This window comes from Nodosilinea sp. LEGE 07088, assembly GCF_015207395.1.
Taxonomy (GTDB): Bacteria; Cyanobacteriota; Cyanobacteriia; order Phormidesmidales; family Phormidesmidaceae; genus Nodosilinea.
This window is the reverse complement of sequence record NZ_JADEWX010000096.1, coordinates 1-22,508: the sequence shown is the minus strand read 5'-3', so window position 1 is coordinate 22,508 and position 22,508 is coordinate 1. Positions and strand designations below refer to the sequence as shown.

Below are 22,508 nucleotides of genomic sequence, written 5' to 3'. Positions count from 1 at the left end.
GGGTTGGCCCAATCCTGGGCGGGGCCGGGGGGCTCAATCTGATTTAACAGGGTCACATAGTCGCCCCAGAGAATCGGCTCATCGGGGTAGAAAAAGCCGCTGGCATCGGGGCTGAGCCAGCGCAGCTGAGCCAGCGCGGTAATGCAGTCTTTGGCCCAGTAGCTCTGAATGTCGATTGGGACGGGCGACGGTGCCATGGCAGGCACCCCATTGACGTCACCCTGGGGCGGAAACTGCTTGGTCGCGGCGACAGAAGGAACCGTTGGGCCGCCGACCTGAGCCAGCAATGGCAAAATCCCCGGCCCGCTGATCGTTAGTATTAGTGTTGCGGCAAAACCCACCAGCGATCGCATCCACCCCTTACCCATCCACCCCATACCGCTAACCTCCGCTCCGTTTAGCTTTATAGCCCTTGGCTACCAGCAGTTCTACCAGTTTTTGGGCATGGTCGCCCTGAATTTCAATCACATTGTCCTTGGCGGTGCCGCCGGTGCCGCACTGGGCCTTGAGCTGTTTAGCTAAAGCCGTGAGGGAGTCAGGCTGGTGCTCAAACCCGGTGATCACCGTGACGGTTTTGCCGCCGCGTCCTTTGCGGCTGACCTGCACCCGCACAGTTTGTTGGTTGGGGGGGCGATCAGGTATCCCCCTTGCCATGGGGTCGGCGGGGCCAAATTCTTGGTAAACCTTGCGCTCTTCCCCCCCAGAGCTATTGGCCGATCTGATTTTCCCCTTAGCCATAGCAATTTCCTAGACTGCCTGATTTATACCATCGGCAGGGGATTTTTGAATGGCATTCAAGCCTCAGCTCTGAAAATTGATGGGTGCTTCTCCCTGAGGCATCGTTACACTGATATCTGGAGCGTCACATCTGCAACCCTTTGTCTATGCAACTTCACCTCAAGGTCTGGCGACAGGCCCGTGCCAACACCCCTGGCCAGTTTCAGACCTACACCGTGGCCGATGCCCATCCCGACATGTCGTTTTTAGAACTGCTCGACGTGCTCAACGAGCAGTTGATCCAGGCTGGGGCTGAGCCCATCGAGTTTGACCACGATTGCCGTGAGGGCATCTGCGGCTCCTGCGGGGTGATGATCAACGGCAAAGCCCACGGTGGGCAACCCCAGACCGCCACCTGCCAGCTCTACCTGCGCCACTTTAACGACGGTGACAAAATTACCCTGGAACCCTGGCGTTCCAGCGGTTTCCCGGTGATCAAAGACCTGGTGGTAGACCGTAGCGCCTTCGATCGCATTCAGATGGCGGGGGGCTATATCTCCGTCAAAACCGGCTCCGCCCCCGAGGCCAACGCTATCCCCGTACCCAAAGCCACAGCCGACGCGGCCTTCGACTACGCCGCCTGCATCGGCTGTGGAGCCTGTGTCGCCGCCTGCCCCAACGCCTCGGCGTCCCTATTTACGGCGGCCAAGGTAGCCCACCTGGCCCTGTTACCCCAGGGTCACCCCGAACGGCACACTAGGGTGTTGGCCATGGGCGAACAAATGACTGCCGAAGGGTTTGGTGACTGCTCCAACCATGGCGAGTGCCAGGCGGTATGCCCCAAGGGCATCTCCATCGATGCGATCGCCACCATGCGACGGGAGTATGTCCGGGCTATGACCGGTTTTTAGGGAATGAGTTTTAGATTTTGCCGGGGTCAAACACCTCAAAACTAAGCCTTCAAAACTCAAAACTCAAAACTTGGATCGGCTGGGCTATGACTGCGATCGCCAGATCCGCACCGTCCCATCCCACCCGGCGCTGACCAGAGTTTTGCCATCGGGGGCAAAATCGACCCCCCAGACCCAGCCCTCATGGCCTTGCAATATAGCGGTCAATCGGCCCCGTTCCATATCCCAGAGACGAATGGTGCTGTCGTTGCTGGCGGAGGCCAGGAGGTTGCCGTCGGGGCTAAAGGCGATGCTGTTGACCGGGGCCGGGTGGGCCTTAAAGCAGGTGGTTTCGCGCCCGCTGTTGAGCTTCCAAAAGCGCACGGTACAGTCGGCGCTGGCGCTAGCCAAAAGCCAGTTATTGGGGCTGGCGGCCACCGAGAGCACTTCCCCGGTGTGACCGCTGAGCACATGGTTGCTGCCACGCCCTTTGATGCGGTATAGACGCACGGTTTTGTCTTGGCTGCCGCTGATTAGCGTCGTGCCGTCGTGGCTGACGGCGACCGCCCGCACCCAATGACTATGGCCGTTAAAGCGGTTGATTAAAGCCTGGTCGCTAACTCGCCAAACGCAAATCTTGTTGTCTTGGCCGCCGCTAAACAGATATTTACCGTTGGGGCTAAACGCCACTGCCCGCACCCAGCTCGTATGGCCCTCTAGGCGACCCAGAGAACGACCACTGGTGAAATCCCAAAGGTGGATGATGTTGTCGTTGCTGACACTGGCAAAACAGGTACGATCGGGACTGACGGCTACGGCTCGTACCCAGGCGCGGTGGCCATCGATCACCTGTACCGGGTTGCCGGTGGCCAAATGCCATACTCGTACAGTCTTATCGCCGCTGCCGCTGATAATAAAGTTGCCATCAGCGCTGACGGCAACCGATCGCACCCAGCTGCCGTGGCCGGTTAGCACTCGGGCGCAGGCCCACTTGGCGATGCGGGGGGCATTTCTAGCAGTATTCTCGGCTGTCCGGCTGAGGGCCGTGGTCATATCCACCAGCTCAAAGCTAGAGAAATTACCAGCGGGGTTGCTCTGGGGCTGAGATTCGGGAGGCATAGTAAGGCTACGAATCAACATGGTTCCCTGTCGGTAACGATGACTATTGGCACAGACTGGGGCCAGCCTGCATGACTCATCGTTCACTACACCCTGCCTGCATCCTATTCCGAAAAGTGAATTTTTAGGGCGTGTCATCAGTTCTGGCCACCATCCTGATCCCAAAAACAGGTTAGGGGCTGTAACCGCTGATTCTCGGGCCATCAGCCGTTAATTGATGACAGCCCCTAGAACGCCGGTACAGAAACCCGGTTTCTCGGCCAGAATGCCAGTCATGCCGTTAGGGCAGTGACCAAGAAACCGGGTTTTTAGCCATACTGTACCAATGCTCTAGGCGATGCTGCCCCGTTTGCGAGCCTCTTTGTAAGAGGTGCCAACATGCTTAAGTCCGGCGCGAATCATTTCCTGTTCGAGCAGGGCAAAAAAGCGGGTGCGATCGCCGCCGCGCACCACCGCCTGGTTGTGAGCCTCCGCCAGTGTTACCGGATAGCCGTAGCCCTTTTGCACCTGGGTGAGCACCATACTCAAGGCGCGATCGCGCAGCGCCTCATCAGCCATCACCCACTGGGGCATTTCTACCCGCGCCACCTCTGGTCCCACATGGAGGTAGCAAAAATAAACGCGATGATCGCCGTAGCTGTCTAAAATGCTGGCAGTGCTGCGCCAGAAGGGGCTGCGCTCGCCCGGGGCCAGCTCCATGGCCCAAAAGGTGGCATCCCGCAGGGGCAAAAATCGGCCACAGGGAGCGCGTTCGCCCTTAGAGGCGGGGCTTTGCCCATCGCCCAGGTTGCCCTCCGGGCTGGTGCAGTGGGTCTGGCAGTCGGGCTGGGGAAAGGGGCAGGCCGCCCACCGCAAAAAATTCATCGCTTCGCCGCTGCGGCTGGCACTGAGGTAGCCCACCAGGGGAATGCCGAGCTGGCGCAACTGCTCCCAGGCGGCCAGGATGGGCGGCAGAATGCGATCGCGGGCTTCGGCGGGCAGCGCCTCTAAAAACCAGTAGATCAACGATCCATCTACCAGTGCCAGCACGGGTGCTGGATCCGGCGAGGCTGGAGCAGTGACCACACTGTTGTGGACGGTTGCTCCCAGCTCGGCTAACATCACCGCCTCAGCTACGGTGCGGCGGTGCCCCATCCATTCTTCGGTGCTGATGCCCCACTGCCGCGACAGGTAAAGATCTTCAGCCCGGTATACCACCTCGGGCAGGCTGTCTAGCAGCGGAAAGCGCCCCTGGCCGTAGTGCAGCACCACCCGGCCCACATTGATCAAGTAGCAGTAGGCAATTTCGTGATGGCTGGGAGAAATTTGCGATCCGTCGGTGGCGATGACGGTATGGGCCTCGGGGGCAGCGGCGATGGGCGGGTGCTGGGTGAGGGGCTCAACCGGCTGGGCCGCTGTAAAGGGGGCGCGATCGCCCCAGGTTTCGGCCTGACCCACCAAATGCGCCTGATGGATCGCGGCATTAGCCAGCAGCCGACGAGCAACCGTGACGCGCTCTTGGGCAGCGGCGGCCTCCTGGCTGAGGTGCTGGCTAATACCCTGCATCTGCCGGGCCAGCTTCATCAGGTCGAGCATAGGGAAGAGTATTTGGTACGTCTATACTAGCATTCCTCAAGAAAACTTCGTCATAATCTGCGACCTACGGATGCCACTTTCGCGCCCATCGGTATACTGTCGTTTGGCTTGGTAGTTGATCGTGTCGTTGGTCGTGCTTATGGAGTCGAAGTGGCTCACCTCAGGGATGCTGGCAACCCTGGGCACTCTGGTTATAGTCGCCCCTGCCCGGGCGGCGACGCTTCAGTATTGGTGGTTTGATGCCCAGACTAATCAGCTGGTGCTCACCACCGACAGTGAGGTGCAACCCAGGGCGCAGCTACTGGTTAACCCCACCCGCATTGTGATCGATCTGCCTAATACTCAGCTGGGTAGCACCAGCACTCGACAGGCCGTCGGGGGGGCCGTTCGCGAGGTGCGGGCGGGGCAGTTTGACAGCCAAACCGCTCGCCTGGTGATTGAACTGTCTGCGGGCTACGGCCTTAACCCTCAGGATGTGCGGGTGCAGGGTCTGCGCCCTAACCAGTGGGCGGTGCAGCTCCCCGCCCTGAGCACGGCAGCGGCGCCGCCCACGGGTGCTATCCCGCCCCCTACAGCGACCGCTAACCAGGTGCAGGGCAATACCGGCAGTGGGGCGGCGGCCACTCTGACGGGCGTGGTTACCACCGGCGATGGGTTTCTAATTCGGCTGAGCGGCGACGCCCCTACCCCGGTGGTACAGTTCACCACTGACAATGCTGACAATCGCTTCGCCGTCATCGATCTGCCCAATACAGCCGTTGCCACCAACCTCAGCCCGGCCGATTTACCCAACTACCGCTACAGCATCATCACCTGGGATGTGGCCCAGCAGCCCAGTAGCCCACCCTCCACCCGGATCACCCTCAAATTGGCCCCTACTAGCCCTGACTGGCGGGCCCTGCGCAACAGTAGCGGCGTAATTGTGCTGCCTCCCAGCGGTGTACCCATTAGTAGTGTGTCCGATGAACCGCCGCCGCTGGCGACGGCCCCTAACACACCGCCGCCCCAGGCCCAGGCCCAGACCCAGGCCCAGACCCCTCGTCCCGCCAATCCTCAGCCCCCGCCTACGCGGTCGGCAGAGGCTCCCGCCACGCCCCCATCGCTACCCACGGCCCCCAGCGGGCGGGTGGTGGTCGCCATTGACCCCGGTCACGGGGGTCGAGACCCGGGTGCCGTGGGCATCAACGGCCTACAAGAAATACAGGTGATTTTTCCGATTTCTCAGCGGGTCGCTGAACTGCTCGAAGCCCAGGGCGTGGTTGTCGTCATGACTCGGCGGGAAAACATTACCCTGGGCTTGCAAGATCGCGCCGATATTGCCAATCGGGCCCAGGCCAATCTGTTTGTCAGCATTCACGCCAACGCGATTAGCCTCAGTCGCCCCGATGTCAACGGCATTGAGTCGTACCATGCCTCTGCTACGGGGCAACGATTGGCGGCTACCCTGCAAGCCAGCATGCTGGCGGCGACCGGCATGCGCGATCGCGGCGTCAAGCAGGCCCGCTTTTACGTGCTGCGCCAAACGGCTATGCCCGCCGCCCTTCTGGAAGTGGGCTTTGTCACCGGCGCCCAGGATGCCCCTCGTTTAGCTGACCCCGCCTGGCGCGAAACCATGGCCCAGGCGATCGCCCGAGGCATTCTGCAATATATTCAGCAGGGGCCGTAGGTGCCCATGGTTCTGGCCGCTGACTTCCTGCATAGATATGACAAATGAACTCCGCGCCCTTGTCTTTGCTGGGCTAGGCACTTTGATTGGCGCGCTAATCCAATACTATTTTCAGCGGCGTTCGATGGCTCACCAGGAGCGCCGCGAAATCATCGAGGTCCATCTGCTTCAGCTGCAGAATGCGGTCGAATCGCTCTATTACCGATTGAACAACTTGCTTGACGGGGGTGGCAGAGCGATCATGGGCGATGCCTATTTTCGCCAAACATCTATCTATATCTTAGCCAGGGTTCTGGCCCAGGAAAGCCTGCTAACCACCGAGGGGATTTATGCCAAATTAAACTACGATGAGGCCTTTAAGCGCCAGCTAAAGGGCAATCTGCATGCCCTCAACGGTTGCCTAGATGACCACAACTTTCTTTATTACCATCGGATACAGCTAGGGGAAATGTTGATCCAAGATGCCCAGCTCGTCACCTACACAGAATTTCTAGCCCTGCTTAAAAACAACTCCCAGGCCGCTGCCGTGATCAAGGCTGAGGAATTTATTATGTCTGCCACAGACCAGCAGTGGGACAGGCTGCGACAACAGGCTAAAGCGCTGGTTTTTTTGCTGGAATCAAAAACCAGGGTGCCCAGTGCCCTCAGTCTCTCCAGAGCCGCATGAGTTATCCATAGAGGATTGCTGCAGCCAATTCAGAATCTTGGGCGATGGTATCGAGATGAGCTACTGGTTTAGCGGACAACTTTATCGGGGCCCTGATGTTTCCCTCGCTGTTAACGACCCGGCTTTTTTGTACGGCGCCACGGTATTTACTACCCTGCGCATCTACGGTGGCAGTCTGGAGCATCCGTTGACCCAGTGGTCAGCTCACCAGGCTCGGTTGGTACAGGTTCTTGGCCATTTTGGCTGGCTCACCCCCGACTGGCCTACTGTGAGGCAGGGGGCTGAAGCCCTATTAAAGGACTATCCCCTTTTGCGCATCACCTGTTTCCCCGATGGTCGCGAGCTGATCACCGGGCGCAGCCTAGCTCCCGATCTGGCTCAGATACAGATTCAGGGCATTGGGGCTTGGGTCGCTGCGGGGGATCGGTATCGGCGATCGCATCCCGGCTACAAAACCGGCAACTATCTGGGCGCTTGGCTAGCCCTACAAGCCGCCCAACGGCAGGGTACTCAGGAAGCGATATTGGTAGATGCCCAGGGCCATTGGCTGGAAACCAGCACTGGCAATCTCTGGGGCTGGGCCCAAGGCCAGTGGCACACGCCCAGTCTTGGGGGTGATATGTTGCCCGGCATCACGCGCCAGCACCTAGTCGCGCACCTGCACCAGCGGTGCGAACCTGCCAAAGAAATTCTCTGGACTCCCGAGGTGGCTCAGGCTTTTGAAGCACTGGCTTATAGCAACTCAGGGGTACAGGTAGTGCCTATTCACACAGTTGTATGCGATCGCAGTAAACTGGAGTTTAACCCTCAACACCCCGCCCTGGAGGCTTTACGGACTGCATTCGCAGTTAATTGAGATCTAATATCAACGTCACATTAGCCCATTCCGGCAGATGGCGTTAACATAAGTTAATATCCTTCTAATTAAAAACGGCTTGTTTAAGCGTTAGCCCTTAGCAATCGGTTCATTAGAAACAGCTCACCCCAAGAAGTTAGTGGAGGCATTACCACGGTGAACAAACGGTGGAGAAATGCAGGTTTATATGCCCTGCTGGTCGTTGTAGTGATTGCATTGGCAACGGCCATTTTTGATGGTTCCGGCCCTGAAACCCAGACCTGGCGCTATAGCCAGTTTCTGAATGCGGTGCAAAACAATCAGATCGAGCGCGTCGATATCAGCGCCGATCGCACCCGTGCTCGCTTTACTGACCCCGAAGGCAACGGCCAGGTGATTGTTAACCTGCCCAACGATCCAGAGCTGATCAGCACCCTGGAGACCAATGACGTCGATATCGTGGTTATGCCCCAGAGCGACGATAGCGTCTGGGTGCGGGCCTTCAGCACCTTACTAATCCCTGTTTTGCTGTTGGGGGTGCTCTTTTTTGTGCTGCGCCGAGCCCAGAGCGGTCCTGGCAACCAGGCCATGAACTTTGGTAAATCCAAGGCCCGCGTCCAAATGGAGCCTCAGACTCAGGTCACCTTTGGCGACGTGGCCGGGATCGAGCAGGCCAAGCTCGAGCTGACCGAGGTAGTTGACTTCCTTAAAAATGCCGATCGCTTCACCGCCGTCGGTGCCAAGATTCCCAAGGGTGTGTTGTTAGTCGGCCCTCCCGGAACCGGCAAGACTCTCTTGGCTAAGGCCGTGGCTGGGGAAGCAGGTGTCCCTTTCTTCTCCATCTCCGGTTCTGAGTTTGTAGAAATGTTTGTGGGTGTGGGGGCATCCCGCGTTCGTGACCTGTTTGAACAGGCTAAGGCCAACGCCCCCTGTATCGTGTTTATCGATGAGATTGATGCGGTCGGTCGTCAGCGGGGTGCAGGCCTCGGCGGTGGCAATGACGAGCGTGAGCAAACCCTCAACCAGCTGCTGACCGAAATGGATGGTTTTGAGGGCAATACCGGCATTATCATCATTGCGGCTACCAACCGTCCCGACGTGCTGGATGCGGCTCTACTGCGACCTGGTCGATTCGATCGCCAAGTCGTGGTCGATCGTCCCGACTACGCCGGTCGGCTCGAAATCCTGAATGTCCATGCCCGCGGCAAAACCTTTGCTAAAGATGTCGATCTCCAGAAGATTGCCCGCCGCACCCCTGGCTTTACCGGGGCTGACCTGTCCAACCTGCTGAACGAGGCAGCCATTCTTGCCGCCCGTCGCAACCTCACCGAGATTTCCATGGATGAGGTCAACGATGCCATTGACCGAGTGCTGGCTGGCCCTGAGAAGAAAGATCGGGTCATGAGCGAAAAGCGTAAAGAACTGGTTGCTTACCACGAGGCGGGCCATGCTCTGGTGGGTGCGCTGATGCCCGACTACGACCCGGTGCAGAAAATTAGCATCATTCCCCGGGGTCGTGCCGGTGGTCTCACCTGGTTTACTCCCAGTGAAGATCGCCTCGAGTCGGGACTCTATTCCCGCTCGTACCTGCAAAATCAGATGGCCGTTGCTCTCGGTGGCCGGATTGCCGAAGAGATTATCTTTGGTGAAGAGGAAGTTACTACTGGGGCTTCTAACGACCTGCAGCAGGTGGCCCGCGTAGCGCGTCAAATGGTCACTCGCTTTGGCATGAGTGACAAGTTGGGGCCCGTAGCCCTGGGTCGCCAGCAGGGCAATATGTTCCTAGGCCGCGACATCGCTTCCGAGCGCGATTTCTCTGAGGAGACCGCTGCTACGATCGATTCTGAAGTGCGCGGACTGGTCGATCAGGCCTACATCCGGGCCAAACAGGTGCTCACTAACAACCGCCATGTGCTCGACCAGCTGGCTAATATGCTGGTTGACAAAGAAACCGTGGATTCAGAAGAGCTCCAGCAGCTGCTAGCGACCAACGATGTCAGCATGGCTTCGATTGTGTAGATATCGGCCCATAGTGACCGATTAGAACGCTTTAAGGGATGTCCTGCGCGGGCATCCCTTTTCTTTTGCGTTCCCATGTAACAGTTTGCAAGCAATAGTGGGCAAACTGTTAACAACCGTCGACGTCGATGATCTCAGAGGCTAGGGTTGTGGTTGTTTTATCGGGCTCTAGGCCGCACGCGATGACCGTTCAACCTCGATCTATTGGATCAAACATTATTCTCACCAACATCGAAACCGTTCCTGGCAAGGCCATTACCCAACAGCTGGGCTTGGTGCAGGGCAGCTCGGTACGGGCTAAGCACCTCGGCCGCGACATTGCGGCGGGGCTCAAAAATATTGTAGGCGGTGAACTCAAGGGCTATACCGAACTCTTGCAAGAGGCCCGCCAAGAGGCCACTAACCGCATGGTGCAGGAGGCCCAGCAGCGCGGTGCCAATGCCATTGTCAACGTTCGCTTTGCCACCTCATCACTGACCCAAGGGGCAGCAGAACTGTTCGCCTACGGCACCGCCGTACGGGTGGAGTAGCGATGGATGGTCTGATTATTCTGGCCGTGCTGCTGGGAATTGGCTACTTTTTTGGGACCCGGGTTGAAAAGCAGCATTTTCGTAGTTTGCAGCAGCGCGAGCAGGCCATTCAAGGGCTGATGCTGAGCACCGCTGGGGCTAAAGTATTGCTACCCCAGGCTCACCAGGCGCAGCTGTTTGTCGGCAGTGTGGTGGTATCATCCGACTTCTTTAAGACCTTTATAGCGGGCATAATGAACTTGTTGGGCGGCCGCATTACGGTCTACGAAAGCCTGCTCGAACGAGGTCGCCGAGAAGCCCTGCTGCGCATGGAAGAGTCGGCCCAAGCTTGGGGAGCCGATCAGGTGGTTAATATTCGCATTCAAGCCGCTGAGCTGAGTGGCAACAGTGGTAAGGGCGTTGTCGCTCTGGAGGTGATGGCCTATGGTACAGGTGTTCGATAATTCTCGGTAAGCCACATAGGAGAGCTGTCCCAGCTAAGCACCGCCAGTTTAGGCCATATAGTATTAGCCGCCCTCAAGATAAACCATCTTGAGGGCGCTGGGCATCGGTAATGCATAGCCTCCTGACGGGGCAGGACTACCTAGCCCCCTGCGACGGCCGGTACAATGCTGACCTCATCGCCATCGCTGAGAGCGGTGTCTTTGCCGTCGAGAAAGCGGATGTCTTCGCTGTTGACGTAGAAATTGATGAAGCGACGCAACTCACCGGCATCGTCGCAAAGGCGAGCCTTGATCCCAGGGCAAGCGCTCTCTAGGGCATTGAGCAACTCGACAATAGTGCCGCCATCACACTCAAGGGTGGCCTGGTTGTTGGTGAATTTTTGCAGAGGGGTTGGAATGAGTACTTTTACAGCCATGTCGGTATCTAAGTCAGACTTTAGGTCAATTAAACCAGGATTTAGCTCTGCGATCGCCCCTTAGGGCTCTCTCCAGAGCTCGCGTAGGTTGCCGAGGCCAGAATTGCTACCTCTGACTCGGCAACCCATGGCTATGTAGAGCTTAAACAGGCACCTGCTGCCATTCTAAGCGGTCAAGGGTGCGAGACCGCTCTAGGGCACGCTCAAAGCTATCTAGCTTGGGCTCAATCACGAAGGGCTCGCCGATATAACCCTGTACGGCTTCCTGAGTTTTCAGGCCGTTGCCAGTAATGTAGACGACGGTCGATTCATCCGGGTTAATTTTGCCAGCCTCTACTAGCTTCTTGAGTACCGCGATCGTGGTACCGCCAGCGGTCTCGGTAAAGATACCCTCGGTTTCAGCCAGCAGCTTCATGCCGGCAACAATTTCAGCGTCAGTGACAGCCTCAATGTTGCCGTTGGTTTTGCGAGCGATATCGAGAGCGTAGATGCCGTCGGCAGGGTTGCCAATGGCAATCGACTTAGCGATAGTACTGGGCTTCACTGGCGTGACAAAGTCTCGGCCTTCCTTAAAGGCCTGGGCAATAGGAGAGCAACCCTCGGCCTGGGCCCCGCTAAAGCGTACGGGCTTGTCATCGACCAACCCAACTTTCACAAACTCCTGGAAGCCCTTGTAAATCTTGGTGAACAGTGAGCCCGAAGCCAGCGGGGCCACAATGTGGTCGGGCAAGCGCCAGCCCAATTGCTCGGCCACTTCAAAGCCTAGGGTTTTAGAGCCTTCAGAATAGTAGGGGCGGAGGTTAATGTTGACAAATCCCCAGCCGTGGGTGTTGGCCACCTCAGAACAGAGGCGGTTGACCTGGTCATAGTTCCCTTGTACAGCCATGAGCGTGGGGTTGTAGATCAACGTGCCCAGAACCTTACCCGCCTCCAAATCGGAGGGGATAAAGACGCAGCAGTCGAGACCGGCATGGGCTGCGATCGCAGCCGTCGAGTTAGCCAGATTGCCCGTGCTGGCACACGATACAGTGGTAAAGCCCAGTTCCTGGGCACGCGTCAACGCCACCGACACTACCCGATCTTTGAAGCTTAGGGTGGGCATGTTGACGGCATCATTCTTGATGTAGAGCTCTTTCAAACCCAGCTGACGCGCCAAACGGTTTGCTCGCACCAGGGGAGTCATGCCGGTGCCCACGTCAATGGGGCTATCGGTACTCACCGGCAGAAAATCTTTGTAGCGCCAGATTGACAGCGGCCCAGCCTGAATAGTGCTGCGGGTAACACGCCGACGAATCGCGTCGTAATCATAGGCCACTTCTAACGGGCCAAAACACTCCTCGCACACATGCTTGGCCCCTAAATCATAGGTTTCGCCACACTCGCGGCACTTGAGTGCTGAAAAGGTAGGAGTCGTGGCAAGAGAGCGTTCGATAGACTGCGTCATGGCGTTTTCTCTATGTTGGCTTCAATAGGTGACAGGTTGTTCAGAATTCAAGTAGTCAGAACTTACCACTGCTGGCAATCTCCAGTCAAACATACCCGACTAAAAAAGTCGGGTATGTTTTCATGTCTGATTCGATTAGCGGTTTGATTGGACTGGCGGGCCACGTCCTCTCTGGATCTGCTGCTCCTAAATCGCTTGATTCCTGGGAGTTGATTTGGCCTGGCCAGGCTTTAACATTGACTCGATCGGGCAAAAAGTCGGTCTGGAGAACAGCAAAGTAGTGTGTTATACAAACGCTCCCCTTGGAGTTAAGGTTAAGTGATTTAAAGTCATGGAACGTTCGTATTGTCCTGCGTGCCAGACCGCTCAAACTGCTTTATGCTTGGTGCCCAATGGTGCTCTGTAATTTGGGATTTTGCCTCGCACCCTGGTGGCCAGTCTCAGGCAGATGACTTTTGTCATGCTCTTAGCAGAACGATATGGTAGTGACCCAAGATAAGCCCCTTGCTAATGTATTTCGCCAACTTTCCGGGGGAGCCTTCCCGCCGGTGGTTGAGTCCTATGATCGAGGTAAGACGATTTTCTTCCCGGGCGATCCGGCAGAGCGCGTCTACTTTTTACTAAAAGGGGCGGTTAAGTTGTCTCGGGTGTACGAGGCTGGCGAAGAGATTACAGTCGCCCTCCTGCGCGAAAATAGCGTGTTTGGAGTCTTGTCACTGATCACGGGTAATCGCTCTGATCGCTTCTATCACTCCGTCGCCTTTACCCCTGTAGAGTTGCTGTCAGTGCCCATTGAGCAGGTTGAGCAGGCCCTGGAAGAGAATCCTGAACTGGCGTTACTAATGCTGCGGGGCCTGTCATCGCGCATTTTGCAGACCGAGATGATGATTGAGACGTTAGCTCACCGCGATATGGGCTCTCGCTTGGTCAGCTTTTTGCTCATTCTTTGTCGCGACTTTGGCGTTCCCAGCCAGGATGGCATCACCATCGATCTCAAGTTGTCGCACCAGGCCATTGCTGAGGCTATCGGGTCTACGCGGGTGACCGTTACTCGCCTATTGGGTGATCTGCGCCAAGAGGGCATGATTTCTATCTATAAAAAGAAGATTACCGTCCATGACCCGGTTAACCTAAGTCAGCAGTTCACTTAACTGGGCTTTAGCCGAGGTGCTGTAGTCCAACCAGGAGCCTGACTGAGGCCGACTTGGGCGCACAGGGTTAAGGCCATGCAGTAGAGTAAATGCAAACTCCACCTTTGGCTGGTGCATGGTTTCTGGGTACGTACTAATTTTGGCGGTCTTAATGCTGGGGGGCGTGATTGCTACCCTGGGCGATCGCATCGGTATGCGGGTGGGCAAAGCGCGTCTGAGCCTATTTAACCTGCGCCCCCGGCAAACGGCCACGGTGGTCAGTATTGCCACTGGTGGCGTAATTTCGGCGTCAACCCTGGCAATTTTATTTGGGGTCAGTAGTCAACTGCGCACTGGGGTGTTTGAGTTGGGCAAAATTCAGGCCGATCTCGCCACTGCTGAAGCCGAGCTTGCCCAGGCAATGGATACCCAGGAGAGCGTGGAGGCTGATTTAGCCTCTGCCAGTGAGGAGCGGCAACTGGCATTGAGCCGCCTCCAGGATATTAATCAGTCGCTCAATCAAGCGGTAGCACAGCAAGAACAAACTGAGGCTCAGCTGCGCACAACAGTCGATCAACTCGATACCGTATCAAAGCAGGCGGCGGCCCTGCAACAGTCTACCGATGACCTCAGAGTACAGCGCGATCGCCTCCTCCAGCAGCAAGCCACTATTAGTAGCCAGATTGCCCAACGCGATCGCGCCATCACCGAACTCGACCGACAAATCGCGGCTCGTGACCAGCAGATTACCCAGCGGGAACAGCTACTTGCCAGCCTCGAAGCCCAGCAAGACTTTTTAGAACAGCAGGTTGCCGACCTGCAAAATCAATTTCAGGGATTGTTTCGAGGCAACATAGCCCTTAACCGCAATCAAGAAATTCTGGTGGGTCAAGGGCGAGCAGAAACCCGCGAGGAAGCCGAAGACTTCGTAGACAGCTTTTTGTTTGAAGCCAATCGGCTGGTGGCCCGAGCCATTGCGCCAGGAGCCGTTATTGATCAGCAAATTTTGCTCATTAGCAATCGAGAAGTTGACGCCCTGGTTGATCGCCTAGCCACAGGCGAAGATTATGTCGTGCGTCTCCTGTCTGCAGCCAACTACATCACTGGCGAACCCTGCGTGTTGAAACGGGGTGAGCCCTGTGTACAGGTGTTTATAGACTCTACCCCCAACGAGCAAATTTACGCCCCAGGCGAGCGTCTAGCCACTGTCATCCTAGAGTCACCGCCCTTCAACGAGCGCCAACTGGTCGAGCGCCTCAACCTATTGCTGGCAGCAACCCAGTTTCGGGCCCGTCAAGACGGCGTTGTTAGCGACACGTTACAAGTAGGGGATAATCGACCCGAGACTATTCTGACCTTTCTCGAAGCCGTCCAACAGTCAGGGCAAGCCCTGGACCTTCAAGCGATTGCTGCCACTGATATCTTTACGGCTGGGCCAGTGCAAATTCAACTGGTGGCTACCCGCGACGGACGCATTCTATTCCGCACCAACGAACCTGAACCTCCCCTGGGCCGCAACGGTGATTTGCAAAATATTGAGTGACCTTAATCGATATAGGGATCCACTTGAATTATCTCTGGCGGCTAATATTTAATAATGTCTAAAAAAATTTGCAGATAGTTACCATCTGCCACTACTTCGATACCGTGGGGATCACCTGTGTTTAGAATTAGCCTATTCTCTTTGGCTGCTGAATAGGTTGCTTTGCATCCAGCCTAGCCCTGGTTTATCCAGGGTTGGCGAGCCTTAACCTACCTGGAGCGATCCCATGAAATTTGCCGATATCTATCAATTCTTCGAGGATCCACCGCCCATCTACCTCAACAAAGAACTGGCCGTTTGCTACGTGCTATCTGTACTACTGCAGCAAGATTCCTACGGCACCGAATTGATCCAGCGGCTGACCTTGCATTATCCTCACTATCGTCTGTCAGACACTGTGCTCTATGGCGCACTTAAATTCTTAGAGGATGAAAATGCCATCGACGGTTACTGGAAGAAGGTAGAGGGTAGAGGTCGGCCTCGTCGAATGTATCGCCTCAATCCTGATTGGCGGCTTCAGGCTGAAGAGTTAGCCGAGTTTTGGAAAACCTACATGGGCGATCCGATCCGGCAGACTTCTACTCAAAGTCCCGCTTTTTCCTCCCCCCGGGGATGATGTCGGCCGATTTAGTCTACCTGAATGATCCATCATTTCGTACCCTAGAAGAGTACCGCTGCCTGGCCCAACCGTGACCGAAACTGTAACCTACTCCACGCTATTGCTGACCCTACTGATGGTGGTGGGGTTAGTCTTTTTTATTCGTGCTTCTACTAAAGACCGCATTGAAACGCTCACTTTGCCGTCTCCGGACGATCCACTGACTCTTTTGAAAGAACTCACCGATCATTTTGAAGCCCGCTCCTATGCAGTCATCGGTGTAGCTGCCGCTCCTGAGCGCATTACGCTACGTGGGAGGGTAAGTCCCAGCTTGTTTCTGGCTGTCTTCCTAACTACGCTGGCCGCAATCGGAGCCCTTTGTTTTGCCTTAGTGCTAGCTAAGCTGTGGCCGGTCTATGGGGCCAGCTTTTTAGGGTTGCTAGGTTTAGCCCCAGTCGCTGGGCTGTTTTACTGGCGCGGAGCCGATCGAGATGAAGACATTCAGTTACAGGTGATCTCATGCACTAGCCCTGAAAACTCGATACCAGACGCTAAACCTCAGATTTCTATCACGGCCCATCGCGATGAATTGATCGCGCTAGGGCAAGCTTTGGATCGCAAAAATTAGTTTGATTATTTAGCTTAGAGGGTTCCAACTAAATACCTATCCGGGGTCTCTCCGCGACCGGCCCACTGGGCCAAGTTCGCGTTCCTGATCGGGATATTTTTTTAGATGGAATACTCTTAGGGAGAAAAAAGGAGCGAGTCCCAGGACTCGCTCCTTTTTAGTGGATTTAACCTATGTCAGACTAGATCCTGTCGATTCTTTAAGTCAACAGGAAACCTATTCGTAACTTAGAAGAGCTAGTGAGTCAGAGTCTCCAAGGCTGAAGCGTTCTCCTCTTCATCTTCGCCAAGCAGTACCCTAAGACTAGGGAAGAGAAAATGATTCTCTTCTACATACTGGGCTCCAAACAGACCCTTCTCGGCCCAAAAGTACCGATCGGTGGTGTGCTCGTTCCGTTTAACCAGCAGCAGGGCTGGGGGGGCAATGCCCTCGGAATGGATAAAATTCCGAGCTGCGGTTACGGGTTTTTCGTTGCCGCTCTCAATACTATACTGAGGAACAGCTTCCAAGATGCGACGGCCTTCTAAGCGACGACGACTCTTACGTTTGCGTCTCCTTGCCAAGTTGCCTACCTCCCTCTCATTGGATATTTGGATGTAGTTTCGGTTACAAAATTTGTTAACCAGGCCAAGTATATAGGCTCAAAATAAGAATTTCAACTTCTCTTAAAAATCTGGTCAGGGGCACCAAACACCATGGCTTGTAAAGGATACAAGGGTGTTTAGTGGATTTGAGCCTGAACAGAATTGTTAAAAAATTGACAAAACTTTAATTTTTCTTCCGTCACACTCTAATGTTGCGCTGCCATGATTGGCTCTCCCAGCTCTGAATTCGTTGCTTTATGTCAGTCTCAGGTGTTTTTGCTGACCCAGGCTTTGGGATCGGTATCGACGGTGGTGTATCTGGCTGAGACTACGGCAGAGTCGATAGAGCCGACGCTAGTGCCGTTGGTAGCTTACCCAGAGACAGCTGATCCCTGGATTGGTTTGCGTGAGGGGTTGGGGATTTTTGCTGATGCTGAGACTGAACTGGGTGGTGGTCAAGCGATCCCTCGGTCTGCTGAGCAACCCCAGCAGGATTCATTGCAGCGCTTAGCCGATGTAGATCAATCTTTTCCCCTTCCTCCTAGTCCAGTCGAGGGCTATGAGAGTGGGGATGATGACAGTGTGGCAATGTCGTCAGATGTGAAGTCAAAGACAACATCCCAGAATTCAGATACTGCTTATCCTTTGGTTTTGCCCCTAGCCCATGATGGGGTGGTGCTGGGCATGATGGTTAGCAATCGTCATCTCCATCCCTGGACATCAAGTGACTACCAGCAGGCGGAACAGGTCGCTAATACCCTGGCCCTGGCCTGCGTCATGGATCAGCGCAACCAGTGGCTTCAGCGTCAGCTGACCCAGCATCGGTTGGCGCAGGTTGACCAGTCAGATACGTTTCACGATCTGCTGCACCAATTTCGGAACCCATTAACGGCACTGCAAACGTTCGGCAAGCTGATGGTCAAGCGATTGTCTCCTGAGGACACAAATCGCCCCATCGTTGAAGGCATTGTGCGTGAGAGTAAGCGACTGCAAGAGCTGGCCCAGCATTTTGATGCTGCTGTGGCTGAGGGGGATGAAACTTTGGAGCAGTCGGTGTTTCCTTCGGTTGGTAGATTGCTGTTGCCAGGAACTGAGGCCGGGGGCACCGAGGAGCTGCCTGTGGATACAAATCAGAGCAGTTCAGCATCGGTTTTAACCATCACCCCCGGGCAGGGCCACGGTTTGGGTCGGTCGTTGATGGTAGAGCCGGGTGCGATCGCAGATGTCGCCATTCCCTTAGTGCAATCGACTTTACCCCTAGCCCAAGAGCGAGGACTACAGCTGACTCACCATGTCCCGACCGCCCTGCCCCCGGTCTGGCTGGATCCATTGGCCCTGGGCGAAGTGCTTTATAACCTGCTCGATAACGCTCTAAAGTACGCGCCAACCGGATCGCTAGTGTGGGTTACCGCTGGGCTGGTGCAACACTTCAACCATCAGATATTTCAAGGTATTGCCGTAGGTGATACCGGAGTTGGGATTCCTGAGACTGATCAGGCGCAGTTGTTTTCCCGTCATTTTCGCGGAGTACAGGCTGCGGGGACTATTCCCGGTACTGGGTTAGGGCTGGCGATTGTGCAAGATTTGGTACAGGGCATGGGGGGACACATCGATTTAATTAGTCCGGTACAGGGCACTCCCTGGCTACCCCCTGAGGCTGCGGCCTATCCCGAGCATCCTGGTTCGCTGTTTGTGGTGTGGCTGCGGGTTTGGTCTGAATAGGCGCTGTCAGCGTTGAATAGCAAACCTGACGGCTGGGAGCATGGTTTTATCTTGAGTGACGATAGCAGCCTTAAAGATTTAAGGTGTATGTGTATCTAACGCTACAGATGGTCGTTTCCATAGGAGAATTAAAGCAGTTAAGACCCCCATATTTGTCGTCGCAATCCTCGGTGTTATCTATGGCAACTATCCTCTCTCCCGATGTGTCTATCCGCCTGGTTCCGCCTGCTGCCCTCAGCCCTCTGGTAGTGCCTGAACGACTTTTGCTGGGGCCTGGGCCATCTAATGCTGACCCTCGGGTGATTGCCGCCATGAATCACCAGCCTATTGGTCACCTCGATGCGGCCTATCTGGCGATGATGGACGAGGTGCAAGACCTGCTGCGCTATACCTGGCAGACGGCCAATTCACTCACCTATGCGGTGGCTGGTACTGGGTCAGCGGCGATGGAGGCCACGATTGCAAATGCGGTGGAACCGGGCGATCGCGTTCTAGTTGCTGTCAAGGGCTATTTTGGCTATCGCTTGGTAGACATGGCCCAGCGCTATGGGGCTGACGTTGTTACCATTCAACGGCCCTGGGGTGAAGCCTTTACCCTCGATGAACTGACTGCTGCCCTAGAGCAATATCGGCCTGCCGTGCTAGCGATCGTCCATGCCGAAACCTCTACCGGGGTACGTCAGCCCCTCGAAGGGGTTGGGGCGGCTTGCGCTGCCCACGACTGTCTACTGCTGGTGGATACCGTCACCAGTTTGGGCGGTGTGCCCATTCTTCTAGATGAATGGCAGGTCGATCTGGCCTATAGCTGTAGCCAAAAAGGGCTGAGCTGCGCCCCAGGCATTTCTCCTTTTACGATGAGCTCTCGGGCTGTGGCTAAGCTAGATCGTCGTCGCCAGCCTGTGGCCAACTGGTATCTCGATGCCGCCCTACTGCGCAAATACTGGGGGCCAGAGCGGGTCTACCATCATACGGCCCCGGTCAATTTAACCTATGCACTGCGGGAAGCGCTGCGTTTATTGGCCGCAGAAGGGTTAGAGGCTCGCTGGCAGCGTCACCAGCAAACAGCGGCTTATTTCTGGGATGGGCTAAAAGATTTGGGTCTCACCTGCCATGTGGAAGAATCCCTGCGGTTGCCCACCCTCACCACCGTGCGGGTACCTGACGGTGTCGATGCGAAGGCGGTTAGTCGGCGGTTAATGGCTGACTATAATATCGAAGTTGGTGGTGGTCTAGGCGAATTGGGGGGCAAGGTCTGGCGTATTGGCCTCATGGGCTACAACAGTCAAACCGAGAATGTGGATACTTTGCTGAATGCGCTAGGTACGGTGTTGCACCAAAAAAACTAATGTCCTCGATGCTGCGGGATACTGCCCTAGAAGCCTCTAGCGCACGTTTGGTGACGGTTGCGTAGGGCAAGGAGCTAGGGAGGTGAAATACGCGCTTTATGTATCCCCTCGAACACGAGGGCTTTGGCGATAGAACCGCCACAAAGCTGTACTGGTGCCCTGAGGAACCGAGGGTGCTGAGGTTAAGGCTGGGGTGTTGTGTTCTATGTTTGGCATTGTTGCCCCTGTACTTGCCCAAGGACATTTGCGGAATCAGTGTGCGATCGCATGAAATCTAGGCTGAAGCTTTTTCTAGCCTGTATCAATGACTCAACCGTCTCGATCTTCAGTCTCTCATCTACTCACCAGCCAATACCGCAGTGATGCGCCCCTACTTACCTTAGTGCGGCTGTACCAAAACGATTGGCCTAAATTGGTCAGGTCGTTTGGGTTTTATCTGGTCAAGCACAGTCCTGAGTGGGCGCGGCCCCTAATCATTGCCAATGTAGTTGATATTGTCGCTCAGCCCAATCAGCATGATCTGCGCGAGCTATGGCTCAATGGCGCCTGGCTAGGGGTGCTGATTGTGCAAAATTTGCCGATGCACTACCTCCACATTCGAGCAATGAGTGCGGCCACGCGACAGATGGAAGCCAATCTCCGCTCGGCCATGACCCAGCGCTTGCAAGAGCTTTCCATGGGGTTTCACTGGCAGCGTAGTACCGGAGTTTTGCAGGCCAAGCTGCTGCAAGACGTGCAAAAAATTGAGCAGCTCACCAGTTATCTGTTTCAGTTTGTGCCCTCAGCGGTGCTGACTATCATCATTGCAATTGTCATTACCGCTCGCCGCGCCCCCTGGTTTTTACTATTTTTCTTCGCCACCGTGCCCGCTGCGGTGCTGTTGATCTGGGTATTGCGCAAGCCGATGCGCGATCGCAACCACGTCTTTCGCAAACAGGTTGAGACGATGTCGGCCAACCTCAGCGAAGCCATCAAGCTGATTCCTGTCACCCGTGCCCACGGCGCTGAGGCTGAAGCCATGCACCGCACTAACCAACAGCTCGAAGCCGTTAAGCAGGCGGGCATGCGCCTCGATACCATCAACGCGATTACCAACTCCTCTACCTGGGTAACGCTGCGCTCCTTCAATGGATTGTGCCTCATCACCGCTGCCTGGCTAGCCTATCAGGGCCGCTACGATCTCTCCGCTGGAGATGTCGTATTGCTATCGGGCTATTTTGATACCCTCACTCAGTCTATGGTGATGATTTTGACGGTCATGCCCCAAATCTCCACGGGCTTTGAGGCCATTCGCTCCGTCGGGGAGGTGCTAGAGTGCCCTGACCTAGAGCAGAACCAAGAAAAACCTGCGATCGCGAGTGTGAAAGGAGAATTCCATTTTGAACAGGTCAGCTTTGCCTATCCTCACCAGACCCACGCGGCCCTGACAAACATCTCAATCACCGTTCCCCAGGGGCGAACCGTCGCGCTGGTTGGGCCCTCCGGAGCCGGGAAATCGACCCTAATCAATCTAGTCATTGGTTTCCTACGTCCCACCCAAGGTACCCTCTACCTTGATGGTCAGGATATGAATAATTTCGATCTACGCACCTACCGCCGCTGGGTTGCCGTCGTTTCCCAAGACACCATCCTATTTGAGGGCACCGTCCGCGAAAACGTCCTCTATGGCACCGACAACATAGACGAAACTAGGCTACACCAGGCGATCGAAGATGCCAATGCCGACGAATTTATTCGCCGCCTACCCCAGGGACTAGACACCCTCATCGGTGAAAATGGAGCCAAATTATCTGGTGGACAACGTCAACGACTTACCATTGCCCGCGCGTTGATCCGCGATCCCCGAGTCCTAATCCTGGATGAAGCGACTGCCTCGCTAGACACCGCCTCCGAATCGCTAATCCAGTCTGCCCTTTACCGCCTCATGGCAGGCCGCACTACCTTTGTCGTCGCCCACCGTCTCTCCACCATCCGCCGCGCCGACCAGATAGTCGTGCTTGATCAAGGGCAAATTGTAGAAATCGGCACCCATCTAGAACTTCTGGCCGCGCAAGGTCTCTATACCAACCTTCACGAGCTACAGGCTTAATTTCAAAGATTACAGCGGCTGCTAAGCAACCCTCTGATCAGCGCGATCCAGCAGTGGAAAGCCCAGCTTCTCCCGTTGTTCTAAATAAAGCTGGGCTACTCGCCGAGCTAACCCCCGCACCTGACGAATGTAGCGAGTCCGCTCCGTTACCGAAATCACTCCTCGCGCATCCAACAAATTGAACGTGTGAGAACACTTCAGCACATAGTCGTAGCTCGGCAACACTAACCCTCGATCCATGAGCTGCTCGGCCTCCTGCTGGTAGAGGTCAAACAACGTAAACAACAGCTCTGAATTTGATGCCTCAAAGTTATAGGTCGAGTTCTCGATCTCGGCCTGCATGTAGATGTCGCCGTAAGTGAGCGTTTCATTCCACTGGATTTTGGCGATCGCATCCACCTCCTGTAGATACATCGTCAATCGCTCCAGCCCGTAGGTCAGCTCAATTGACACTGGCCGACAATCAATTCCCCCGCACTGCTGAAAGTAAGTGAACTGGGTAATCTCCATGCCGTCTAGCCAGACCTCCCAGCCCACGCCCCAGGCC

21 protein-coding genes and 1 pseudogene are annotated in these 22,508 nt (G+C 55.7%); 14 read left to right on the top strand and 8 right to left on the bottom strand.

Annotated features, from left to right (window positions below; all coding sequences use genetic code 11):
* Together IQ254_RS19140 and IQ254_RS19135 are read right to left on the bottom strand one after the other, a co-directional pair.
* Nucleotides 1-377: pseudogene (locus tag IQ254_RS19140) on the bottom strand (S-layer homology domain-containing protein); the annotation flags it as partial.
* Nucleotides 378-381: 4 nt separating this feature from the next.
* Entirely contained in the window at nucleotides 382-738 is a 357-nt protein-coding gene (locus IQ254_RS19135) for a translation initiation factor (protein ID WP_193967759.1), read from the bottom strand.
* A gap of 146 nt (nucleotides 739-884) precedes the next feature.
* Here IQ254_RS19135 and IQ254_RS19130 point away from each other — a divergent pair, with 146 nt between their 5' ends.
* On the top strand, nucleotides 885-1,628 hold the full coding sequence (locus IQ254_RS19130) for a succinate dehydrogenase/fumarate reductase iron-sulfur subunit (RefSeq protein ID WP_193967763.1): 744 nt from the start codon (nucleotides 885-887) through the stop codon (nucleotides 1,626-1,628).
* 84 nt (nucleotides 1,629-1,712) lie between these two features.
* Here the strand turns inward: IQ254_RS19130 and IQ254_RS19125 are convergent, their stop codons facing one another.
* Together IQ254_RS19125 and IQ254_RS19120 are read right to left on the bottom strand one after the other, a co-directional pair.
* Nucleotides 1,713-2,726, bottom strand: coding sequence for a WD40 repeat domain-containing protein (locus tag IQ254_RS19125; RefSeq protein WP_193967758.1), 1,014 nt, complete (start codon nucleotides 2,724-2,726; stop codon nucleotides 1,713-1,715).
* A gap of 330 nt (nucleotides 2,727-3,056) precedes the next feature.
* Nucleotides 3,057-4,301: a DNA double-strand break repair nuclease NurA gene (locus IQ254_RS19120; RefSeq protein WP_193967757.1), complete on the bottom strand. Its 1,245-nt coding sequence runs from the start codon at nucleotides 4,299-4,301 to the stop codon at nucleotides 3,057-3,059.
* Nucleotides 4,302-4,440: 139 nt separating this feature from the next.
* Here IQ254_RS19120 and IQ254_RS19115 point away from each other — a divergent pair, with 139 nt between their 5' ends.
* From IQ254_RS19115 to IQ254_RS19090, 6 genes are all read left to right on the top strand, one after another.
* Nucleotides 4,441-5,967 carry an N-acetylmuramoyl-L-alanine amidase gene (locus IQ254_RS19115; protein WP_193967756.1) on the top strand — a complete coding sequence of 509 codons (1,527 nt, stop codon included), beginning with the start codon at nucleotides 4,441-4,443 and terminating at the stop codon, nucleotides 5,965-5,967.
* A gap of 37 nt (nucleotides 5,968-6,004) precedes the next feature.
* Nucleotides 6,005-6,634 carry a hypothetical protein gene (locus tag IQ254_RS19110; protein ID WP_193967755.1) on the top strand — a complete coding sequence of 210 codons (630 nt, stop codon included), beginning with the start codon at nucleotides 6,005-6,007 and terminating at the stop codon, nucleotides 6,632-6,634.
* 55 nt (nucleotides 6,635-6,689) lie between these two features.
* Nucleotides 6,690-7,490, top strand: a complete 801-nt coding sequence (locus IQ254_RS19105) for an aminotransferase class IV (protein WP_193967754.1) — start codon at nucleotides 6,690-6,692, stop codon at nucleotides 7,488-7,490.
* Between the two features lie 156 nt (nucleotides 7,491-7,646).
* A complete protein-coding gene (gene ftsH3 / locus IQ254_RS19100; RefSeq protein WP_313887499.1) occupies nucleotides 7,647-9,488 on the top strand; it encodes an ATP-dependent zinc metalloprotease FtsH3 in 1,842 nt (613 codons plus the stop codon).
* Nucleotides 9,489-9,670: 182 nt separating this feature from the next.
* On the top strand, nucleotides 9,671-10,018 hold the full coding sequence (locus tag IQ254_RS19095) for a YbjQ family protein (RefSeq protein ID WP_193967753.1): 348 nt from the start codon (nucleotides 9,671-9,673) through the stop codon (nucleotides 10,016-10,018).
* 2 nt (nucleotides 10,019-10,020) lie between these two features.
* Nucleotides 10,021-10,461 carry a YbjQ family protein gene (locus IQ254_RS19090; RefSeq protein ID WP_193967752.1) on the top strand — a complete coding sequence of 147 codons (441 nt, stop codon included), beginning with the start codon at nucleotides 10,021-10,023 and terminating at the stop codon, nucleotides 10,459-10,461.
* A 140-nt stretch (nucleotides 10,462-10,601) separates the two neighbouring features.
* Here IQ254_RS19090 and IQ254_RS19085 read toward each other — a convergent pair whose 3' ends face one another.
* Together IQ254_RS19085 and thrC are read right to left on the bottom strand one after the other, a co-directional pair.
* Nucleotides 10,602-10,877, bottom strand: a complete 276-nt coding sequence (locus IQ254_RS19085) for a MoaD/ThiS family protein (RefSeq protein ID WP_193967751.1) — start codon at nucleotides 10,875-10,877, stop codon at nucleotides 10,602-10,604.
* A 142-nt stretch (nucleotides 10,878-11,019) separates the two neighbouring features.
* Nucleotides 11,020-12,321 carry a threonine synthase gene (gene thrC, locus IQ254_RS19080; protein WP_193967750.1) on the bottom strand — a complete coding sequence of 434 codons (1,302 nt, stop codon included), beginning with the start codon at nucleotides 12,319-12,321 and terminating at the stop codon, nucleotides 11,020-11,022.
* 479 nt (nucleotides 12,322-12,800) lie between these two features.
* Between thrC and ntcA the strand changes: the two genes are divergently transcribed.
* From ntcA to IQ254_RS19060, 4 genes are all read left to right on the top strand, one after another.
* The gene (ntcA, locus tag IQ254_RS19075) at nucleotides 12,801-13,472 is read left to right on the top strand and encodes a global nitrogen regulator NtcA (RefSeq protein ID WP_193967749.1); all 672 of its coding nucleotides are present in this window, start codon (nucleotides 12,801-12,803) and stop codon (nucleotides 13,470-13,472) included.
* A 115-nt stretch (nucleotides 13,473-13,587) separates the two neighbouring features.
* Nucleotides 13,588-14,994: a DUF3084 domain-containing protein gene (locus tag IQ254_RS19070; RefSeq protein WP_193967748.1), complete on the top strand. Its 1,407-nt coding sequence runs from the start codon at nucleotides 13,588-13,590 to the stop codon at nucleotides 14,992-14,994.
* Between the two features lie 226 nt (nucleotides 14,995-15,220).
* Nucleotides 15,221-15,610: a PadR family transcriptional regulator gene (locus IQ254_RS19065; protein WP_193967747.1), complete on the top strand. Its 390-nt coding sequence runs from the start codon at nucleotides 15,221-15,223 to the stop codon at nucleotides 15,608-15,610.
* Between the two features lie 73 nt (nucleotides 15,611-15,683).
* The gene (locus IQ254_RS19060) at nucleotides 15,684-16,220 is read left to right on the top strand and encodes a cofactor assembly of complex C subunit B (protein ID WP_313887498.1); all 537 of its coding nucleotides are present in this window, start codon (nucleotides 15,684-15,686) and stop codon (nucleotides 16,218-16,220) included.
* Nucleotides 16,221-16,456: 236 nt separating this feature from the next.
* Here the strand turns inward: IQ254_RS19060 and IQ254_RS19055 are convergent, their stop codons facing one another.
* Nucleotides 16,457-16,783, bottom strand: a complete 327-nt coding sequence (locus tag IQ254_RS19055; protein ID WP_193967746.1) for a DUF3155 domain-containing protein — start codon at nucleotides 16,781-16,783, stop codon at nucleotides 16,457-16,459.
* 243 nt (nucleotides 16,784-17,026) lie between these two features.
* Here IQ254_RS19055 and IQ254_RS19050 point away from each other — a divergent pair, with 243 nt between their 5' ends.
* The 3 genes from IQ254_RS19050 (at nucleotide 17,027) to IQ254_RS19040 (ending at nucleotide 21,961) form a co-directional block, all read left to right on the top strand.
* A complete protein-coding gene (locus IQ254_RS19050; RefSeq protein WP_193967745.1) occupies nucleotides 17,027-18,526 on the top strand; it encodes a sensor histidine kinase KdpD in 1,500 nt (499 codons plus the stop codon).
* A 179-nt stretch (nucleotides 18,527-18,705) separates the two neighbouring features.
* Nucleotides 18,706-19,872 carry an alanine--glyoxylate aminotransferase family protein gene (locus IQ254_RS19045; RefSeq protein WP_193967744.1) on the top strand — a complete coding sequence of 389 codons (1,167 nt, stop codon included), beginning with the start codon at nucleotides 18,706-18,708 and terminating at the stop codon, nucleotides 19,870-19,872.
* A 304-nt stretch (nucleotides 19,873-20,176) separates the two neighbouring features.
* Nucleotides 20,177-21,961 carry an ABC transporter ATP-binding protein gene (locus tag IQ254_RS19040; RefSeq protein WP_193967743.1) on the top strand — a complete coding sequence of 595 codons (1,785 nt, stop codon included), beginning with the start codon at nucleotides 20,177-20,179 and terminating at the stop codon, nucleotides 21,959-21,961.
* Nucleotides 21,962-21,982: 21 nt separating this feature from the next.
* Here the strand turns inward: IQ254_RS19040 and IQ254_RS19035 are convergent.
* A partial coding sequence (locus IQ254_RS19035; protein WP_193967742.1) for a glycine--tRNA ligase subunit alpha occupies nucleotides 21,983-22,508 on the bottom strand: 526 nt, incomplete at its 5' end.

Excerpts from the sequence above, each read along its gene's own strand:
- IQ254_RS19135 (WP_193967759.1), bottom strand. The coding sequence starts at position 738 with ATGGCTAAGGGGAAAATCAGATCGGCCAATAGCTCTGGGGGGGAAGAG.
- IQ254_RS19130 (WP_193967763.1), top strand. The coding sequence starts at position 885 with ATGCAACTTCACCTCAAGGTCTGGCGACAGGCCCGTGCCAACACCCCT.
- IQ254_RS19125 (WP_193967758.1), bottom strand. The coding sequence starts at position 2,726 with ATGCCTCCCGAATCTCAGCCCCAGAGCAACCCCGCTGGTAATTTCTCT.
- IQ254_RS19120 (WP_193967757.1), bottom strand. The coding sequence starts at position 4,301 with ATGCTCGACCTGATGAAGCTGGCCCGGCAGATGCAGGGTATTAGCCAG.
- IQ254_RS19115 (WP_193967756.1), top strand. The coding sequence starts at position 4,441 with ATGGAGTCGAAGTGGCTCACCTCAGGGATGCTGGCAACCCTGGGCACT.
- IQ254_RS19110 (WP_193967755.1), top strand. The coding sequence starts at position 6,005 with ATGACAAATGAACTCCGCGCCCTTGTCTTTGCTGGGCTAGGCACTTTG.
- IQ254_RS19105 (WP_193967754.1), top strand. The coding sequence starts at position 6,690 with ATGAGCTACTGGTTTAGCGGACAACTTTATCGGGGCCCTGATGTTTCC.
- IQ254_RS19095 (WP_193967753.1), top strand. The coding sequence starts at position 9,671 with ATGACCGTTCAACCTCGATCTATTGGATCAAACATTATTCTCACCAAC.
- IQ254_RS19090 (WP_193967752.1), top strand. The coding sequence starts at position 10,021 with ATGGATGGTCTGATTATTCTGGCCGTGCTGCTGGGAATTGGCTACTTT.
- IQ254_RS19085 (WP_193967751.1), bottom strand. The coding sequence starts at position 10,877 with ATGGCTGTAAAAGTACTCATTCCAACCCCTCTGCAAAAATTCACCAAC.
- thrC (WP_193967750.1), bottom strand. The coding sequence starts at position 12,321 with ATGACGCAGTCTATCGAACGCTCTCTTGCCACGACTCCTACCTTTTCA.
- ntcA (WP_193967749.1), top strand. The coding sequence starts at position 12,801 with ATGGTAGTGACCCAAGATAAGCCCCTTGCTAATGTATTTCGCCAACTT.
- IQ254_RS19070 (WP_193967748.1), top strand. The coding sequence starts at position 13,588 with ATGGTTTCTGGGTACGTACTAATTTTGGCGGTCTTAATGCTGGGGGGC.
- IQ254_RS19065 (WP_193967747.1), top strand. The coding sequence starts at position 15,221 with ATGAAATTTGCCGATATCTATCAATTCTTCGAGGATCCACCGCCCATC.
- IQ254_RS19050 (WP_193967745.1), top strand. The coding sequence starts at position 17,027 with ATGATTGGCTCTCCCAGCTCTGAATTCGTTGCTTTATGTCAGTCTCAG.
- IQ254_RS19045 (WP_193967744.1), top strand. The coding sequence starts at position 18,706 with ATGGCAACTATCCTCTCTCCCGATGTGTCTATCCGCCTGGTTCCGCCT.
- IQ254_RS19040 (WP_193967743.1), top strand. The coding sequence starts at position 20,177 with ATGACTCAACCGTCTCGATCTTCAGTCTCTCATCTACTCACCAGCCAA.